Annotated in this window: 15 protein-coding genes and 1 pseudogene; 8 read left to right on the top strand and 8 right to left on the bottom strand. The window is 72.1% G+C overall.

Translation table 11 applies throughout. The annotated features are described in order from the left end of the window. The first annotated feature begins 12 nt into the window (after positions 1-12). Entirely contained in the window at positions 13-702 is a 690-nt protein-coding gene (gene phoU / locus ACFY93_RS21020; RefSeq protein WP_391361140.1) for a phosphate signaling complex protein PhoU, read from the top strand. A 336-nt stretch (positions 703-1,038) separates the two neighbouring features. Beyond that, positions 1,039-1,191 carry a hypothetical protein gene (locus ACFY93_RS21015; protein WP_391361137.1) on the top strand — a complete coding sequence of 51 codons (153 nt, stop codon included), beginning with the start codon at positions 1,039-1,041 and terminating at the stop codon, positions 1,189-1,191. A 75-nt stretch (positions 1,192-1,266) separates the two neighbouring features. Here ACFY93_RS21015 and ACFY93_RS21010 read toward each other — a convergent pair whose 3' ends face one another. Next, entirely contained in the window at positions 1,267-1,461 is a 195-nt protein-coding gene (locus ACFY93_RS21010; RefSeq protein ID WP_391361135.1) for a hypothetical protein, read from the bottom strand. 263 nt (positions 1,462-1,724) lie between these two features. Beyond that, a complete protein-coding gene (locus ACFY93_RS21005) occupies positions 1,725-2,486 on the bottom strand; it encodes a phosphoglyceromutase (protein ID WP_391361132.1) in 762 nt (253 codons plus the stop codon). Between the two features lie 160 nt (positions 2,487-2,646). On the opposite strand from ACFY93_RS21005, the gene ACFY93_RS21000 reads away from it, so the two are divergent. Continuing rightward, positions 2,647-3,936 carry an MFS transporter gene (locus tag ACFY93_RS21000; RefSeq protein ID WP_391361129.1) on the top strand — a complete coding sequence of 430 codons (1,290 nt, stop codon included), beginning with the start codon at positions 2,647-2,649 and terminating at the stop codon, positions 3,934-3,936. 94 nt (positions 3,937-4,030) lie between these two features. Here the strand turns inward: ACFY93_RS21000 and ACFY93_RS20995 are convergent. Beyond that, positions 4,031-4,424, bottom strand: a pseudogene (locus tag ACFY93_RS20995) (DUF2000 family protein). A 220-nt stretch (positions 4,425-4,644) separates the two neighbouring features. On the opposite strand from ACFY93_RS20995, the gene ACFY93_RS20990 reads away from it, so the two are divergent. Further along, a complete protein-coding gene (locus ACFY93_RS20990) occupies positions 4,645-5,586 on the top strand; it encodes an AraC family ligand binding domain-containing protein (RefSeq protein ID WP_391361127.1) in 942 nt (313 codons plus the stop codon). A gap of 16 nt (positions 5,587-5,602) precedes the next feature. On the opposite strand, the gene ACFY93_RS20985 is transcribed toward ACFY93_RS20990, so the two are convergent. Both ACFY93_RS20985 and mshA read right to left on the bottom strand, forming a co-directional pair. Next, complete coding sequence (locus ACFY93_RS20985; protein ID WP_391361125.1) at positions 5,603-6,097, bottom strand: YbjN domain-containing protein; 495 nt, start codon at positions 6,095-6,097, stop codon at positions 5,603-5,605. 191 nt (positions 6,098-6,288) lie between these two features. Further along, the gene (gene mshA, locus ACFY93_RS20980; protein WP_391361559.1) at positions 6,289-7,629 is read right to left on the bottom strand and encodes a D-inositol-3-phosphate glycosyltransferase; all 1,341 of its coding nucleotides are present in this window, start codon (positions 7,627-7,629) and stop codon (positions 6,289-6,291) included. Between the two features lie 399 nt (positions 7,630-8,028). Here mshA and ACFY93_RS20975 point away from each other — a divergent pair, with 399 nt between their 5' ends. From ACFY93_RS20975 to ACFY93_RS20965, 3 genes are all read left to right on the top strand, one after another. After that, positions 8,029-8,814, top strand: coding sequence for a class I SAM-dependent methyltransferase (locus ACFY93_RS20975; protein WP_391361556.1), 786 nt, complete (start codon positions 8,029-8,031; stop codon positions 8,812-8,814). Between the two features lie 294 nt (positions 8,815-9,108). Further along, the gene (locus ACFY93_RS20970; RefSeq protein ID WP_391361123.1) at positions 9,109-10,209 is read left to right on the top strand and encodes an NlpC/P60 family protein; all 1,101 of its coding nucleotides are present in this window, start codon (positions 9,109-9,111) and stop codon (positions 10,207-10,209) included. Positions 10,210-10,489: 280 nt separating this feature from the next. Then, positions 10,490-11,905, top strand: a complete 1,416-nt coding sequence (locus tag ACFY93_RS20965; protein ID WP_391361121.1) for a SpoIIE family protein phosphatase — start codon at positions 10,490-10,492, stop codon at positions 11,903-11,905. A gap of 36 nt (positions 11,906-11,941) precedes the next feature. On the opposite strand, the gene ACFY93_RS20960 is transcribed toward ACFY93_RS20965, so the two are convergent. The 3 genes from ACFY93_RS20960 to ACFY93_RS20950 all read right to left on the bottom strand — a co-directional run bounded on the left by ACFY93_RS20960 (position 11,942) and on the right by ACFY93_RS20950 (position 13,850). Further along, positions 11,942-12,280, bottom strand: a complete 339-nt coding sequence (locus tag ACFY93_RS20960; RefSeq protein WP_391361119.1) for a DUF2516 family protein — start codon at positions 12,278-12,280, stop codon at positions 11,942-11,944. A gap of 146 nt (positions 12,281-12,426) precedes the next feature. Then, positions 12,427-13,068, bottom strand: a complete 642-nt coding sequence (locus ACFY93_RS20955) for a hypothetical protein (protein WP_391361116.1) — start codon at positions 13,066-13,068, stop codon at positions 12,427-12,429. A 215-nt stretch (positions 13,069-13,283) separates the two neighbouring features. After that, positions 13,284-13,850, bottom strand: a complete 567-nt coding sequence (locus tag ACFY93_RS20950) for a helix-turn-helix domain-containing protein (RefSeq protein WP_391361114.1) — start codon at positions 13,848-13,850, stop codon at positions 13,284-13,286. 129 nt (positions 13,851-13,979) lie between these two features. On the opposite strand from ACFY93_RS20950, the gene ACFY93_RS20945 reads away from it, so the two are divergent. Beyond that, positions 13,980-14,162 (top strand): hypothetical protein, encoded by a 183-nt coding sequence (locus ACFY93_RS20945; RefSeq protein ID WP_391361112.1) that lies wholly within the window; start codon positions 13,980-13,982, stop codon positions 14,160-14,162. Positions 14,163-14,204: the final 42 nt, after the last annotated feature.

Genomic DNA, 14,204 nt, shown 5'->3' with positions numbered 1-14,204 from the left:
AGGGACACCCAGATGCGGGACGCGTACCACGAGGAACTGGACTCGATCGGCGACGGCCTGGTCGAGATGGCCCGGCTGGTCGGGTCGGCGATCGGACGCGCCACGACGGCCATCCTCGACTCCGACCTGAAGCTCGCCGAGAGCGTGATCGCCGCCGACGAGAAGGTCGACGACCTGCAGCACCAGCTGGAGGCCCGGGCGATAGCCCTGCTGGCCCGGCAGCAGCCCGTCGCCACGGACCTGCGGATCGTCGTCACGTCCCTGCGGATGTCCGCCGACCTGGAGCGCTCGGGCGACCTGGCGCAGCACGTCGCCAAGCTGGCCCGGCTGCGCTTCCCCGAGCGGGCCATCCCCCACGACCTGCACGCCACCATCCTGGAGATGGGCCAGCTCGCCCAGCGTCTGATGGCCAAGGCGGCGGAGGTCATCATCACCAAGGACGTCGACCTCGCGCTCCAGCTGGAGCAGGACGACGACGAGATGGACCTGCTGCACCGGACCCTCTTCCAGCACCTGCTGGACGACAAGTGGAAGCACGGCATCGAGACCGCCGTCGACGTGACCCTGCTCGGCCGCTACTACGAACGCTTCGCCGACCACGCCGTCTCGGTCGCCAAGCGCGTCGTCTACCTGGTCACGGGCGAACACGCCGACGAACTCCAGACGGACGTCCAGCCGGCGACGGGCCCTGAATCCACCTGAGGCACGGCCCGCCCAGGGGGCGGCGGGCCCCCGGACCCTCCGGCCCGGACGCCGCTGCGACACCTCCGGCCACGCTGCGGGACCGTTCGGGGCCGGGCTCCGGGCCGCGGGGGCCGCTCTGGGCGGGGCTCCAGGCCGCTGGTGGGCGTTCCGGGCCGATCCAGGCCGGGCTCCGGGGCCCTTGGGGGTTCTCCGGTGCCCTCCGGGGCGTGCGAAAAGCCCCAGTGCGCCGTTGATGCGCCCAGGGAGCCGGGCGTCCAATGGACGCAGGCACGCAGGCAGGCCGTGCCCGCAGGCCTCTTCGGGCCCGCGGCATGGCCTCGACGAGGAGGACCCATGGCCGAATCCCCCCGCACGCCCGACCCGACCCAGGACCGCGACACCGAGCAGCCCGCCGAGATCACGTCCCTCCCCCTGCTCGGCGCCTGCGGCTGCGGCTCCGGCTGCACCTGCGGCTGCCAGTCCGGCAACCCGTGCCAGTGCGGCTGACACCACCACCGGACACACCGAAGGGGCCCCGCATCCACGACGGGGCCCTTTCCAGGGAGTCACGCGGAGTCGTCGTCAGTCAGAGATCTCCGACCACACGGTCGCCTGCGCCATGACGCCCGTGTTGAAGTTGTTGCTCGTCGAGGTGACGGTCAGCACTGCGATGCGCCCGCCGTGAGTCCTGACGCAGACGATCGTGCCTTTCTTGACCTCCATCCTCGAGACGGACTGGGTGGAGATCAGGTCCGAGCACTCCTGCCTCGTCGGCACGTCCCGCCCAGCCCATTCCGCCACACCGTCCGTCACATCGACCCGAAAGCCACGTGAGCACGCCGCTTGCCGGCAGGGAGCCGGCCACATGCTGGTCGTTGCGGCAGCGTCGCAACGGACTGGCCTTCACCCTGAGCGCGCCGGGACGTCGACACGAAACGGCCAGGGCTGTTCAGCGCCTGACGGGTCAAAACAGGCCAAGGGGCAGCAACAAGCCCCCTGCTCACGGGAAAACCGCAGGCAGGGGGCTTGTTCGCGGGCGCCTACTTCTTCTTGCCCTGATTCTTCACCGCTTCGATCGCGGCCGCCGCCGCGTCCGGGTCGAGGTAGGTGCCGCCCGGGTTGAGGGGCTTGAAGGCGGCGTCGAGTTCGTAGGAGAGGGGGATGCCGGTGGGGATGTTGAGGCCGGCGATCTCGGCGTCGGAGATGCCGTCGAGGTGCTTCACCAGGGCGCGGAGGCTGTTGCCGTGGGCCGCGACCAGGACCGTACGGCCGGTGAGCAGGTCGGGGACGATGCCGTCGAACCAGTACGGGAGCATGCGGACGACGACGTCCTTCAGGCACTCCGTCTGCGGGCGCAGCTCCGGCGGGAGCGTGGCGTAGCGGGCGTCGGAGAACTGGGAGTACTCGGCGTCGCGGTCCAGCGGCGGCGGAGGCGTGTCGTACGAGCGGCGCCAGAGCATGAACTGCTCCTCGCCGAACTCGGCCAGGGTCTGCGCCTTGTCCTTGCCCTGGAGGGCGCCGTAGTGCCGCTCGTTCAGCCGCCAGCTGCGGTGGACGGGGATCCAGTGACGGTCCGCGGCCTCGAGGGCGAGCTGCGCGGTGCGGATCGCGCGCTTCTGGAGGGACGTGTGGACCACATCGGGCAGCAGGCCGGCGTCCTTGAGCAGCTCACCGCCGCGGACTGCCTCCTTCTCGCCCTTCTCGTTGAGGTTGACGTCCACCCAGCCGGTGAACAGGTTCTTCGCGTTCCATTCGCTCTCGCCGTGGCGGAGGAGGATCAGCTTGTACGGTGCGTCGGCCATGCCTCCGAGCGTAGACGAACGGGTCGCCCCCTCGCGCAACTGCCCGGGAGCCGGACAGTTGACGGCATCTGTTAATCGAGTGGCTCATCGGAGCCCCTGCACCGTAACTTCTGCGTAAGTCGTGCTGGCCGTATGAGCCGCTTACGTACGGGGGATTCCGATGTCACTCGCCACCATGAGGCGTGCCACCCGAGAGACCGTCTCGGGGCTGCCCCGCGCCTTCTGGTGGCTGTGGACCAGCACGCTGATCAACCGGCTGGGCGCGTTCGTCGCCACGTTCATGGCCCTCTATCTGACGATCGAGCGCGGCTACTCCGCCTCGTACGCCGGTCTCGTCGCCTCGCTGCACGGCCTCGGCGGCGTCGTCTCCTCGCTCGGCGCCGGTGTGATGACCGACCGGCTCGGGCGGCGGCCCACGCTGCTCGTCGCCCAGGTCGCGACCGCGCTCTCCGTCGCCCTGCTCGGTTTCATGAGCGACCCCGTCGCCATCGCCGCCGTGGCCTTCCTCGTCGGCATGGCCTCCAACGCCTCCCGGCCCGCCGTCCAGGCGATGATGGCCGACATCGTCCGGCCCGAGGACCGCGTCCGCGCCTTCTCCCTCAACTACTGGGCCATCAACCTCGGTTTCGCGGTCTCCTCCGTCGCCGCCGGTTTCATCGCCGGGTTCAGCTACCTCGCCGGATTCCTGATCGAGGCCGGGATGACCCTGGTCTGCGCCGTCGTCGTCTTCGCGAAGCTGCCCGAGTCCCGGCCGGTGCGTACGGAGAAGGAGAGCCGGGCCGAGGCCGAGGTGAGCCTGAGGACCGTGCTGCGCGACGGCCGGTACATGAGCGTGGTCGGCCTGTCGTTCCTGATCGCCGTCGTCTTCCAGCAGGGGTCCGTGGGTCTGCCCGTCGCGATGGGTACCGCGGGGTTCACCCCGGCCGACTACGGCATGGCGATCGCCGTCAACGGCTTCCTGATCGTCGTCCTGCAGATCCCGGTCACCCGCTTCATCCAGCACCGGGACCCGCGCCGGCTGCTGGTGCTCTCGGCGCTCCTCGCCGGGTTCGGCTTCGGGCTCACCGCGTTCGCCGGTTCGGTCGGCGTCTTCGCCCTGACGGTGTGCGTCTGGACGCTGGCCGAGATCGTCAACGCGCCCACGCAGACCGGGCTCGTCGTGCAGCTCTCCCCGACGCACGGCCGAGGCCGCTACCAGGGCATGTACACCCTCTCCTGGTCACTCGCCGCGCTCGTCGCCCCGCTGATGTCCGGCGCCGTGATCGACCGCTTCGGCGCCGAGTGGCTGTGGGGCATGTGCGCGGCCGTGGGCACGGTGGCGGCCCTGGGGTACGGGGCGCTGATACGCCGGGTCCCGGCCCACGACACCGCACCGGTCCACGACGCGGCGTCGGCGGGCGACGGCGTCCCCGCGCAGCGTGCCGGGGCGGCGCCCGAGGGGGCGGTCTAGGGCCTGTCGGCGAATCCCCGCGGCGTCGCCTCGTCCGGCACGCGCGCGTGCCGGACGTCAAGGCCGGCCGCGCGGGCTCATCGGCCCCGCGGGCTCAAGGGTGCATCCGCGCGCCCTTGAGCACCTTGTCCACCGCGTTGCGCGGGCCGTACACCGCGAGACCGACCAGGTCCAGGTCCGCGGTCGGCACGGCTCGTACGGCCGCCCGGTTGTCACGGTCGTTGCCGGTGGAGAACAGGTCGGAGGTGAACACGGCACGGGGCAGGGAGCGGGACAGCGCCCGGGGTGTGGGCGGCCGTCAAGGTCTCCTTCGTTCCCTCGAAGACCAGGACGGGCTGGCGGAACATCGGCAGGTAGGCGGTGCCGTCGGCGTCCTCGTACGGCTCGCCGACCACCTCCGGGACCGACGGTCCGAGGCCGCTGACGAGGAACGCGGTCACGTTGAGCCGCTGCCAGGTCTCCAGGTCGTCGCGGAGCAGGACGGCGATCTTGGTGTCGAAGCGGACGGGCGCGAAGTCGTCCCCGGCGGCCGGGGCGCTCGTGGTGTTCGGGGCGCTATGGGCGTTCGGGGCGCTACGGGTGTTCGGGGCGCTGCCCGCGGTCGTGTCGTTCTCGGTGGTCGTGTCGTTCTCGGTGGTCTCGTCGTTCTCGCTGTTCATGCAGTGAGACTGCCGATCGGCGTACGGGACCGTCTTGTACGTTGTTTGCATGGTGGCCCGGCGCGAGATCTCCGCGTGGCGCCCGCGAGTCCCGGGTGTCGTGGAGGTCTTCCACGCGCACTACACCGGGTACGCGTACCCGATGCACGTGCACGACGCGTGGACCCTGCTGATCGTCGACGACGGCGCCGTGCGCTACGACCTCGACCGGCACGAACACGGCACCCCGCTCGACACGGTCACGCTGCTGCCGCCCCACGTCCCGCACAACGGCGCCCCGGCGACGGAGGACGGCTTCCGCAAGCGCGTCCTGTATCTCGACGTCAGCCGCCTCGACGAGTCCCTGATCGGACCGGCGGTGGACAGCCCCGACCTGGCCGATCCCGTGCTGCGGCACCGGGTCGGGCAGCTGCACGCCGCTCTCGCGCACCCCGGCGACGAGCTGGAGGCGGAGAGCAGGCTGACGCTGATCGGCGAGCGGCTGCGCGGCCACCTGCGGCCCAGGCTCGCGGCCACCACCGCCGCCGCCCCCGGCCGGACGGGCACGACGGGCGCGGTACGGCCCGACCGCACCCTCGCCCGCCGGATGCGCGAACTCCTCGACGAACGGATCGTGGAGGGCGTCGCCCTGGACGAAGCCGCGCGGCTCGTGCACGCGCACCCCGCCCATCTCGTACGGGCGTTCGGCGCGGCCTTCGGGATCGCGCCGCACCAGTACTTGATGTCGCGCCGGGTCGACCGGGCGCGCCGGCTGCTTCTGGAGGGCGGGAGGCCCGGGGAGGTGGCCGCCGTGACCGGGTTCTACGACCAGTCGCACCTGACGCGGCACTTCAAGCGGCTGGTAGGGGTGCCTCCCGGGCGCTACGCGGCGGGAGCGGGAGCTGCCGGTGCCGGACGCGGCGCGGGAGCCGACGCCGGAAGGCGTGCGGAAGCCGGCGCGGGAAGGCGTGCGGAAGCCGGTGCCGGACGCGGCGCCTCCGCCGTGCGCTGATCCGCCCGCCGTACGGTCAGCCCGCCGCGGGGGGCCGGGTCAGGTGGGCGAAGGCGTCCAGGTTGCGGGTGGACTCGCCCCGGGACACGCGCCAGGCGTACTCCTTGCGGATCGCGGAGGCGAAGCCGAGTTCGAGGAGGGTGTTGAACGCGCCGTCGGCGGCCTCCAGGACGGACCCGAGGATGCGGTCGATCTCGTCCGGGGTGATGGCACTCAGCGGCAGCTTGCCCACCAGGTACACGTCTCCGAGGGGGTCGACCGCGTAACTCACGCCGTACAGCTTGAGGTTGCGCTCCAGCAGCCAGCGGTGCACGTCCGCGTGGTTCTCGTCGGGGTGGCGGATCACGAACGCGTTCAGCGACAGGGAGTGCTTGCCGACGATCAGCGAGACCGTCGTCGCGAGTTTGCGCGTGCCCGGGAGCTTCAGCACGTACGAGCCCGCCTGCGGACTCTCCCACTCCAGCTCGGCCTCGGTGAGGACCTGCTCGATGATCGACGCTGCGTCAGCCATGGGGCGAGCGTACGTCAGCGCCCGCGCGAAGCGGCCGCGGGCTCGCCCCCAGGCGGGCGCGCGCCGGGGACGCCGGGGGCAGCCGTGGCGGGCGGGCGCGTGGGCGTCGGGCCGGCCATGGCGGACGGGCATGAAGGCCGGCGGCGGCGTCGGGCCGGGCACGGCGGCCGGCCGAGTGGCGCGGCGCCGGTTCAGCCGTGGTGGGCGCGGAGCCGACGCCGGTGTTCCTGCACCGCCGCCGAGTACACGTCCGCCGTGGCCGAGGCCGCCGTGGCCCAGCCGAAGGACTGGGCGTGCCGTGCGGCCGCCGCGCCCATCCGGCCGGTGAGCTCCGGTGCGTCGGCGAACGCGCGCAGCACGCGCGCGTAGGCGGCGGGTTCGTGGCCCCGGACCAGGAATCCGGTCTCCTCGTCGCGTACGGCGACGGGGAGACCGCCGACCGACGCCGCGAGGACCGGCGTACCGGCAGCCTGCGCCTCTATGGCGACCAGCCCGAAGGACTCGCTGTAGGAGGGCATGACCAGCACCGACGCGGCCCGGAACCAGTCCGCGAGCTGGTCCTGGCCGACGGGCGGCCTGAACCGTACGACGTCGGCGATACCGAGCCGCGCGGCGAGCTTCTGCAGTCCTTCGGGCTTGGCCAGACCGCTGCCGCTGGGGCCGCCCACCACGGGGACGACGATGTTGCGGCGCAGTCCGGGACACTCGTCGAGCAGGACGGCGACCGCGCGGAGCAGTACGTCGGGGGCCTTGAGGGGCTGTATGCGGCCCGCGAAGAGGGGGATGAACGCGTCCTGCGGGAGACCGAGGCGCGCGCGGGCGGCGGCGCGGCCGTCGGCCGGGCGGAAGCGTTCGAGGTTCACGCCCGGGTGGACGACGGCGACCTTGTGCCGGGCCGCCTCGTAGTGGCGTACGAGTTCGTCGGCCTCTTCGTCGGTGTTGGCGATCAGGCGGTCGGCGGCCCGCACGATCTGCGTCTCCCCGATGACGCGGGCGGCGGGCTCGGGGGTGTCGCCTTCGGCCAGGGCGGCGTTCTTGACCTTGGCCATGGTGTGCATGGCGTGCACGAGGGGGGCGCCCCAGCGTTCGGCGGCGAGCCAGCCGACGTGGCCGGAGAGCCAGTAGTGCGAGTGCACGAGGTCGTAGTAGCCGGGCCGGTGGCCGGCCCAGGCCTGCATCACGCCGTGCGTGAAGGCGCACAGTTGCGCCGGCAGCTCCTCCTTGGCGAGTCCTTCGTAGGGTCCGGCGTCGACGTGGCGGACGAGGACACCGGGGGCGAGTTCGACGGCGGGCTCCAGCGCCGCCGTCGTCGCGCGAGTGAAGATCTCGACCTCGATGTTGATCGCCGCGAGGCGCTGCGCCAGCTCCACGATGTACACGTTCATGCCGCCGGCGTCGCCTGTGCCCGGCTGGTGCAGCGGTGAGGTGTGGACGGAGAGCATGGCGACCCGCCGTGGTCTGCGGTGGGGCAGCCGGAGCCGCGAGGCCGCCGCCGGGGAGCGACGCCCGAGCCTGCTGACGTACTGGCTCACCTGGCGTTCCTCCTCCTTGCTGCGGGGCAGGGCGTTGGCGCGTTCGCGTGGTCGTGCCGCTCTGGCATGGCGTCGGGGGGTGCGCACGTCTCCGCGCGTCACCGCGCACACGGACCCTCCGAACAGGGGGAACGCCGAAGCGGCCTGCTCCATTTCCTGATTCTTCCTCTTTGCCGAATCATTGCCCGAGATCGCTCAACCGTTCGAGTGACGTGTGCGTGCGGTCCGCGGTCCGGCGCCGGCCCGGCCCCGGTCCGGGTGACGGAGTTGTCCACAGGGACCGGGTCGCCCACAGGCCCGTGCCCGCACGGTCGCGCCGCGCCTACTCTCGTACGCATGACCACCCGTGCCGCGCCCCTCCCCCACTCTCGGCTTCGCTCGAGCGGGGGCACCCCCATCGTGGGATCGGTGACGCGCGGGACGACCAATCCGAACCGGCTGCGCCGCATGGACCGCTGGATCGCGGCCGTGCACGGCGCCGAGCTGCGCAGGTCGCCCGACCCGGTGGCGGTCGACCTCGGGTACGGCGCCGCACCCTGGACCGCGGTGGAGCTGCTGCTGCGGCTGCGCGCCGCCGCACCCCGCACCCGCGTGGTGGGCGTCGAGATCGAACCGGCGCGCGTCGCGGCGGCGCGGCCCTACGAGCGGGAGGGTCTCGTCTTCCGGCACGGCGGCTTCGAGGTCCCGGTGCCGGGCCGGCCGACCCTGATCAGGGCGGCGAACGTCCTGCGGCAGTACGACGAGGAGCAGGTCGCCGCGGTCTGGGAGCGGCTGTGCGCACGCCTCGCGCCGGCCGGCCCGCACAGCGGGGGCGGACTGCTGGTGGAGGGGACCTGCGACGAGATAGGCCGCCGGCACGTCTGGGTCGCCCTCGGACCCGAGGGGCCCCGGACGGTCACCTTCGCGACCCGGCTGGGGTCGCTCGGCCGGCCCTCGGACCTCGCCGAGCGGCTGCCGAAGGCGCTCATCCACCGCAATGTGCCGGGCGAGCCGGTGCACGCGTTCCTGCGCGACTTCGACCGCGCCTGGGCGGCCGCCGCCCCGTACGCCTCGTACGGCGCCCGGCAGCGCTGGATACGTGCGGTCCGCGACCTGGGATCCGACTGGCCGCTCACGGACGGGGTGTCGCGTCGGCGGCAGGGTGAAGTGACCGTGAGCTGGGAGGCGTTGGCGCCACGCCGGTGACGCGCGGCGGCGCGCCCGCTCCGCTCGCCCGCACCGCCATGGCGCGAGGCGCACCGCCATGAGGCGAGGTGCAGCGCCGCAATGCGCAGCACACCGCCATGACGCGAGGCGCACCGCCGGTCACGGTCGGGAACGATCCCGATGAGTCGTTCGTCACACGCTCGGGAGATCGAATGCCGCGGCCGGGGCGGGAAGGGAGTTCTCGCCCGCCTCTGTCGCATCGCGCAGCGGCATGGCACGATCCCCCAGGTGTCCTTATGTTACTGACGGTTAATCAGCTGTGAGGGGCGGGGAATGGCGACGGGCAAGCGGAGCCTGACCATGGCGGCGGTGGCCCTGGTCTGCGCGGTGACCGTACTGGGCGCGCCCTGCACGGCGTACGCGAACCCGGCCGAGCCGACACCCGGGCCGACCCCCTCCGCGTCGGCGCCTCCTTCCTCCGCGGTGACGGACGCCACCGACCCGGAGCTGGAGAAGGTCCGCGAGAAGCTGGACAAGCTCTACCACGACGCGGCGGTCGCCACGGAGGCGTACAACGCGGCCGAGGAGAAGACCGAGAAGCAGTCCACGGAGGTCGTGGAGCTGGCCCGGGACATCGTCAAGGGACGGGCCAGGCTGGAGAAGCTGCGGGACCGGGCGGGCGCCGCGGCCCGCGCGCAGTACCGCGGCGGCGGCCTGCCGCCCGAGGCGCGGCTGTGGCTGAGCGACGACCCGCAGGAGTACCTCGACGGCGCGAGCCGGGTCCGCCAGGGCCAGCACGCGACGAAGGGCCTGCTCGGGGAAATGGCCCGCACCCAGGACGACTTGGAGCAGTACGCGCGGGACGCCGCGGATCAGTGGAAGAAGCTGAAGGCCAACCGCAAGGCCAAGGCCGAGGCCAAGAAGAAGATCAAGAAGAAGATCGCCTCCGCCGAGGAGCTGGAGTCCCGGCTCGAGAAGGAGGAGAAGAAGCGGCTGGCGAAGCTGGAGCAGCAGGCCGCCTTCAGGGCCCAGGCCGCCTGGCTCAGCTCCGGCATACTCGACGAGATCGACAGCAAGGCCTCCGCACAGGGCAAGGAGGCCGTGAAGTACGCGACGCACCAGATTGGCAAGCCCTACGAATGGGGCGCCGAGGGTCCGACGACCTACGACTGCTCGGGCCTGACCTCGCAGGCCTGGGCGGCCGCCGGCCGGGGCATTCCGCGCACCTCACAGGAGCAGTGGAGACAGCTCGCCCACATCGACGTGAGGGACATGCGCCCCGGCGACCTGATCATCTACAACTCCGACGCCAGCCACGTCGGGATGTACATAGGCGACGGTTCCATCGTGCACGCGCCGCGGCCCGGCCGGACGGTGACGATCGCGGGAGCCGGTTCGATGCCGATCCTCGGGGTCGTTCGTCCCGACAAGTGAGGTATGCCGTCCGGGGTGTGCCTCCGGCGTGGCCAGGACGCGTGACGGGGCGCACGTGACGCTCGGCACGTCGGCGGTGCCGGGCAACCCGCCGGGCGTGACGTTCGTCATCCAGAGGTGAGACCGGCCGTGCCCAAATCCGGTAGGGGATGCGGCATATGCCAGTGGCCGATTGCCGCACACCATTCCGTTGTGGCCTCGGCTAACGCTATGGTCCCCGTCGGTGGTGCGAGGACCTTCGCCCCGCCACGCCCTCGGGGGGAGGGAAGGAACCCAGACGATGCCCGTACCCGTACCGCGGCAGAGAGCGATCCCGGCCGCGGAGAGTGGTCAGGCTCAAGCCGCGTTCTCACCCGGCGCCCCATCCGGAGCAGGATCGGCGCCGGGCGCCGCGGCCCCGGCCGACAGCGCCACCTCCCGTGACGCCGAAACCCACGGCACCGCCGCGCGCGACGCGGCCGCCCCGGGAGGCACCACCCCGGCCACGCCCGCGGCCACCCATCTGACCCTGCTGGTCATCGAGGACGACCCGGCGGGTTCGTTCAGGGTGCCCGAGATGCTCGACGCGGCGGGCAGGCCGATCCGGATCCGCAGCGCCCGCAACCTCACCGAGGCCGAGCGGCTGCTCACCGACGACGTCCACTGCATCCTGCTGGACCTCGCGCTGCCCGCCCCGGGCAGCCGCGCCGCCGCCGGGAACGACGACGAGCTGGCCACGCTCAAGCACGTGCTGCGGCTCGCGCCCCGGCACGCCGTGCTGGCGCTCACCGCGTCCACGGACGCCGAGCGGGGCGCCGAGGCGGTGCGCGTGGGCGCCCAGGACTACCTCTTCCGTGACGAGCTGGACGACCGGCTGCTGAGCCGGGCGATCCGTTACGCGGTGGAGCGCAAGCGTTCCGAGACGGCCGAGCGGCGGCTGACCGAGTCCCGGCTGCGCGCCCAGGAGAACGCCCGGCTGGAGCGCGGCCTGCTGCCGACGCCCCTCCTCGACGGCTCGCCCCTGCGCTTCGCCGCCCGCTACCGCCCGGGCCGTTCCCGCGCCCTGCTCGGCGGCGACTTCTACGACACGGTCCGTACGCCCGACGGCACCGTGCACGCCATGATCGGTGACGTCTGCGGGCACGGGCCCGACGAGGCGGCGCTGGGCGTGGAGCTGCGGATCGCGTGGCGCGCGCTGACCTTCGCCGGCCTCTGCGGCGACCAGCTGCTCTCCACGCTCCAGCGGGTCCTCGAGCACGAGCGGGAGAACGACGAGATCTTCGCGACGCTCTGCACCGTGGACATCTCGCCCGACGGCCGCCGCGCGGGCCTCTGCCTGGCCGGCCACCCGTCCCCGCTGATAGCCCGCCCCGGCCGCCCCGCCGAGCTGCTTCCGTACGAGAACGGCGGCCCGGCGCTCGGCCTGCTGCCGGGCGCCCGCTGGCCGCGGATGCAGGTGGAGCTGGGCGCGGCGTGGAGCCTGATGCTCTACACGGACGGCCTGATAGAGGGCCACATCGGCCGGGGCAAGGAGCGGCTGGGCCAGGACGGCATGGTCGACATGGTCCGCCGCCAGCTGGCCGAGGGCCTGGAGGGCGAGGAACTGCTCCAGGCAGCGGTGAACGAGGTGCGGGAACTCAACGGCGGCGAGCTGACGGACGACGTCGCGGTGCTGCTGCTCGACCGCGCAGCGGGTCCGGGCCTCAGGCCCGCCTAGCCACCGCCGCCGGGCCCGCCAACCGGCCGCCGGTGTCTAACGGCCGCCGTTGTAGGGCCCGTACGGGCCGTCGCTGCTGCTTCCGCCGCGACGGCCCCAGCCGCCGCCACCGCCGGAGACCTGCTTGAGCGCGGGCCGTACGTCCACGAAGAAGACGATGGTGGCGATCAGGCCGGCGATCTGCAGGAAGAGCATCGGCACCAGCAGGTTCACCGCGACCGTGATGCCCAGGATGATCAGCCAGAACATCTTGTTCTGCTTGTCGGCGGCGCGGTAGGCGTCCTCGCGGGCGACCGCGGCCATCACCAGTGCCACCACCGCGAACACCAGCATGGCAGTGAAGAGCAGCCACATGAAGCCGCCGAATGCCGTCATCAGCACAATGCCCACCGCCCGGGTCGAGTCGTCTCTACGGCCACCGTACCCGGAGAACGGGCCGGGAACTCCGAGAGTGCCCCGGCCCGCTCACTCGGCACGCGAGCCGCCCTTCCGGCGGTACGCGCCACGTCCTCGGCCCCTGCCTACTTGGCGGGCGGAGTCGTCTTCCTCGCGGTGGTCTTCTTGGCCGGAGCCTTCTTCGCGACGGGCTTCGCCTGCGCGGCGGGCTTCGACTCGGCGGCCGGCTTCGGCACCGGGGCCGACTTCGTGACGGGCGTCGGGGCGGGCTTCACCACGGCGGGCTTCTCGCTCCTGACCTCGACCGGCTCGCCCTTCGGCTCGACGGCGACGGCCAGGTCCTCGATGCCCTCGGCCGCCTCGCCACGCCAGCCGCGCACGGCCTGCTCGCCGTGCTCGGCGACCCTCTCGTAGGTCTCGCGGGCCTTCACGGCGTATTCGGCGGCGACACCGACGCCCCGCAGAGCGAGGTCCTGGGCGGACTCGCCGAGCTTCTTGAAGTCGGTGTCGAGGGTGCCGATGAGCTCCGTCACCTTGGTCTGGAGCGTCACCTGCGCCTCCTTGGCGCGGGTGGCGGCCTTCTCCTGGACGGCGTTCGGATCGATGTTGCGGACGGCCTCCATACGGGCCGGGGCCTCGGCGCGGAGCTGCTCGACCAGGCCGGGAACCTTCCGCGCCTGCTGAAGGGCGAGGTCGGCGGTGCCGGCGGCGAAGTACAGCGGGGTCGGGTCGCTGAGGGTCTTGCGCAGGTCGTCGGTGATGGCCATGGCGAGGGTCCTCCCGGAATCGCTTTGCACTATGAGGGTGGGTTCAGCGGTTTTCAGCGGTCCGCGGCACGGCTGACTGGTTCGCGTTCAGCCGCCGGGCCGGACCGGCGCGAGCGTCGGCCGACCGGCTCGTGGACCACTGGTCGTTCGGTCCTTCTTGTACCGCGGGGGTGTGTGTACCGCGGGTCACGCGTGTCATTCGGGTTCACGGCAGGTCATGCGGGTCGATCGGGTCGTTCGGACGGTTCCCCGCCGACGCCGTCGTCGCCGCCGGAACCGTCAGCACCGCCGTCGTCGAAGCCGTCGCCGTCGCCGGTGTACGCGCCACCGGCCGGGCGTATGCCTCCGCCGCGTACGGCGTCGGAGCCGGCGTCCCGGGCGTCCGTCGCGTCCGGAGCGTCGTCGGGCCCGGCCTCTCCGAGCCCGTGCTCCCCGAATCCGTTCTCCTTGCGGAAGGACTCGTAGATCTGGAGCAGCACCTGCTTCTGCCGCTCGTTGAGCGTGGGATCGGCGAGGAGGACGGCGCGCGTCTCGACCTCGTCCCGGTCCCGCTCCGCATCGAGGATGCCGGCCCGCACGTACAGCGTCTCGGCGGAGATCCGCAGCGCCTTGGCGACCTGCTGCAGCACCTCCGCGCTCGGCTTGCGCAGCCCGCGCTCGATCTGGCTCAGATACGGATTGGACACCCCGGCGGCGTCGGCGAGCTGCCGCAGGGACAGCTGCGCCGTGCGCCGCTGTTCACGCAGATACTCACCGAGATTGCCGACGTTGAGCGATGCCATGCCTCCACCCTGCCTCACCCTCGCTAACTTTTGCAAGCACCCGCTTGCAAAAGTGCGCCACGCCACGCCTTCCGGGTCCAGTCGGAAATTGTGGGGCGGTTTCGGTCTGCGGCGCCACAGATTGGCGCTATGCCCGATTTTGCGCATAACGAGGCCACGGCCCGGCGTTCTCTCGACGTCATCGACCAGTTGCTGGCCGCCCGCGACAGGACGGCCTCCGGAGTGGGCGGCATCGACTTCCTCCGCGAACACGAGGCAGTGAGCGTTTTCAACGGGACCACTGATCGGGTGACGCCGGTCAGGTCGAGGTGAGGACCGCAACGCACAAGGCTCCCGTGCCGTTGGTGGAGGTGT

The sequence above is a fragment of the Streptomyces sp. NPDC008313 genome, from assembly GCF_042956125.1.
Classification (GTDB): domain Bacteria; phylum Actinomycetota; class Actinomycetes; order Streptomycetales; family Streptomycetaceae; genus Streptomyces.
Note: the sequence above shows the minus strand (reverse complement) of the source record. Positions and strands in the feature narration are given on the sequence as shown.

What these genes read in the sequence shown, in the direction of transcription:
- ACFY93_RS20955 (WP_391361116.1), bottom strand. Translation starts at nt 13,068, where the DNA reads ATGGCCATCACCGACGACCTGCGCAAGACCCTCAGCGACCCGACCCCG.
- ACFY93_RS20970 (WP_391361123.1), top strand. Translation starts at nt 9,109, where the DNA reads ATGGCGACGGGCAAGCGGAGCCTGACCATGGCGGCGGTGGCCCTGGTC.
- ACFY93_RS21000 (WP_391361129.1), top strand. Translation starts at nt 2,647, where the DNA reads ATGTCACTCGCCACCATGAGGCGTGCCACCCGAGAGACCGTCTCGGGG.
- ACFY93_RS20950 (WP_391361114.1), bottom strand. Translation starts at nt 13,850, where the DNA reads ATGGCATCGCTCAACGTCGGCAATCTCGGTGAGTATCTGCGTGAACAG.
- ACFY93_RS21015 (WP_391361137.1), top strand. Translation starts at nt 1,039, where the DNA reads ATGGCCGAATCCCCCCGCACGCCCGACCCGACCCAGGACCGCGACACC.
- ACFY93_RS20945 (WP_391361112.1), top strand. Translation starts at nt 13,980, where the DNA reads ATGCCCGATTTTGCGCATAACGAGGCCACGGCCCGGCGTTCTCTCGAC.
- ACFY93_RS20960 (WP_391361119.1), bottom strand. Translation starts at nt 12,280, where the DNA reads ATGACGGCATTCGGCGGCTTCATGTGGCTGCTCTTCACTGCCATGCTG.
- ACFY93_RS20965 (WP_391361121.1), top strand. Translation starts at nt 10,490, where the DNA reads ATGCCCGTACCCGTACCGCGGCAGAGAGCGATCCCGGCCGCGGAGAGT.
- ACFY93_RS20985 (WP_391361125.1), bottom strand. Translation starts at nt 6,097, where the DNA reads ATGGCTGACGCAGCGTCGATCATCGAGCAGGTCCTCACCGAGGCCGAG.
- ACFY93_RS20990 (WP_391361127.1), top strand. Translation starts at nt 4,645, where the DNA reads ATGGTGGCCCGGCGCGAGATCTCCGCGTGGCGCCCGCGAGTCCCGGGT.
- ACFY93_RS21005 (WP_391361132.1), bottom strand. Translation starts at nt 2,486, where the DNA reads ATGGCCGACGCACCGTACAAGCTGATCCTCCTCCGCCACGGCGAGAGC.
- phoU (WP_391361140.1), top strand. Translation starts at nt 13, where the DNA reads ATGCGGGACGCGTACCACGAGGAACTGGACTCGATCGGCGACGGCCTG.